The sequence below is a fragment of the Pseudomonas sp. SST3 genome, assembly GCF_003325755.1.
Genome location: NZ_QORI02000206.1, coordinates 1 through 2,483, shown reverse-complemented (window position 1 = coordinate 2,483; position 2,483 = coordinate 1). Strand labels below are relative to the sequence as shown.

Here is a 2,483-nt window from a genome sequence, read left to right as displayed (position 1 = left end):
GGTCAGGTTGAACACCACCGTGCCCCCATCCAACCCATTTTCGACCGCCGTATGGTGGGTACCATCGGCAAAAATCCATTCAAACGTTATGCGATCCCGATTGCTCATACCGGTGTAGAGAACAGTGACCGTCGTATTGTGCTCAATCGGCAGCGGGTCCACCGTCACGTTCGGCCCGGTGTCGGTGGTGCCATTGATAAACGGGTGGGGCAACAACGCCCGGCAGGGACTGGATGGTGTAGTGGCGCTCGCGGAACAACACCGCATTGGCCTTGTTGAAACTGCGGTCAAAGCAGACCCAGAAACGGACGGTTAATAGCGTTCCATCCTTGAGCTTGCGCAGTTCGTCCACGGGGGTCGGTGGCAGGATCCCAGTGCGTTCGCCTTCTTCGGTCACGAGGTTGTTGGTGTAGGTGGCCTCGAAGTATGGCGTCTCTGGAACGGTATCATAGGTGCCGCTGTACTCCATCCAGATGCGCTGAGCCCGATGAATGAAGTGCCAGATATTGATCATCGTGCGCTCGGTTCCATTCAACTTGGAGGTCTCGAGCACCGGGGCGTCCCCAATCCCTTCGATGGTCGGGATCGGCAAGGTGGTCAGGTTGAGCAGCAGCAGGTCGAGGATTGGAGAAGGTGTTTCTCGTCCGTTACGTATGAGGAAGTATTGCACGTTGATCCGTTGGCCAAATGGCGCAATATTGGCGCCCACGACTTCAGGCGGGACGGTGAAGTCCACGGTTTTACGGGGGTTGCCGTCTTGGGTTTCACAGTGGCTGCCGATGTCGGGAATGCCGGTCCAGCACGCTCGGATACGGTCGGTCGGTAGCATCTGCGCGAAGGTGACCCGAATGGTCGCACCGGCGGTAACCGCTTCCGGTGCCAATTGGTCGGGGGCTTTGGATGCTTCGAGGACTTCCGGGCAAGGCAGGTCACCCAGCGCCTTACCGACAGTCACTTCGAGTATTTCAGAGCGCAGGGTGCGCCCACCATTCGCGGGGATCATTGAATAGCTCAAGCGAATCACGCCGCCCAGGTTGGTGTCGGCGTAGTGCCGATCCAGCGAAAAGGAGACGGGGGCTCCCGCGGTGGCGCGATTCAGGCGGATGTCACCCTGGGTGCTACCGTCCACAGCCGTCCCTGTCAGGCGCCATGTAAAGACATCGCCATCGTAAGTTTCAGCGTAGGGCAGCGTGATGTCGAGCTGGCCAAACAAGTCATCTGGGTCTAGGTTGTCGTCCTCATCGACCCGGTCGATTTTCCGGCCTTGGCATTTCGGCAATACGCTCGCCGAACCGCACATACGTCGACTCTGACTCGCGGATGGCCTGCGTCCCTGTACCCAATGCCCGCATGAGGCCGTCGTCTACCGTGTAGAAAACCCGCACATCGCCCAGCCCGATAAATCGAGCGAAGTTGGCTTGGGTTACGGTACGAAAACGGGTGGGCGGTGGTGGAGCGCCTGCGTTATGGCGTTGTTCGTATTCAACGAGCCCGCCACCCGGTAGAACAGCCTCCAGCCGCAGCCTGACCAGATTATCCGGATCGTAGGGCGTATAGGCCGGGTTCGGATAATTAATGGTGATGTAAGGCTCTTCGGGGTCAATCAAGCCGGCATCGGCCTGCACCACCGTGACTGCCGGCATGTCCGCAATCGTGCCAGAGATCAGGATCGTCAGGGATTGGGACTTGGCCAGTAAGGTGCCCAGCGGGAACTCAAGCCGCCAGGTGATCTTCATCGAGCCTTGGATCAATTGTTTGATGGTGTCGTCATCGACAGGAAACGAAGTCGGCCAACCCGGGTCCGCGCGCTGATCGGTCAGATCGAGTTCAAACGTTGACTCATCGGCGTGAGTACCACTCAAGGTTGCAATGACGCGAGTATTCGCCGGGACAAAACGGCCATCCGGAAGCTGAAAAGGCGTGACTACCTGAACAGCAAAGAATTTCCCTGCATCCTGATCATAATTGACCGAGGTGACCGAGGTGGAGCCGACGAGGAAGCGCGCCCGCCTGAGCAGGCTGGGGTCAAGCTCGGCCTGTACATGCACGGCCTGAGAAAAGTGCTCGACATGCCCGGAGCGGTTTTCCACTTCATCGAGCACCTGATAACGTATCGGTAGGAGGCCGCTGCCGGTGCCGATGACGCTTGCCGGAACTTCCACTTCAATCGGCTTTGCCCCGCTGGCGTGGTCGTCATCGAGTTGGAAAACCACCACCTGCGCGATCGTGTCCCAATACAAAAGAATCTTGTCTCGCACACGTTTACCGGGGTAATCGAGCGTGAACACTACGCCTTGGGCGGCGCGCTCCGGAGTCAAGACTGCGCCGGGCGCTGCGAGGTCGTCCGGCAAGCTGAGCAGCAATTTGTCGTGGTACCCCAGCCCGGGCTGTTCATCCAGGCCAGGTCGCGTGTCCTTGACGAAGACAGTCAGCTCATCTGATGTACTTGGCGTGCCAGGGCCATTACGGACAACGCGTACAAA

General features: G+C 58.7%; 1 protein-coding gene and 1 pseudogene. Both read right to left on the bottom strand.

What is annotated here, in order from left to right; genetic code table 11:
• Window positions 1-142: 142 nt before the first annotated feature.
• Window positions 143-1,300, bottom strand: coding sequence for a hypothetical protein (locus DQ405_RS28005; protein ID WP_241730235.1), 1,158 nt, complete (start codon window positions 1,298-1,300; stop codon window positions 143-145).
• Window positions 1,239-2,483: pseudogene (locus DQ405_RS28000) on the bottom strand (hypothetical protein); the annotation flags it as partial. The gene DQ405_RS28005 and the pseudogene DQ405_RS28000, both read right to left, overlap by 62 nt.

Excerpts from the sequence above, each read along its gene's own strand:
- DQ405_RS28005 (WP_241730235.1), bottom strand. The coding sequence starts at position 1,300 with ATGTGCGGTTCGGCGAGCGTATTGCCGAAATGCCAAGGCCGGAAAATC.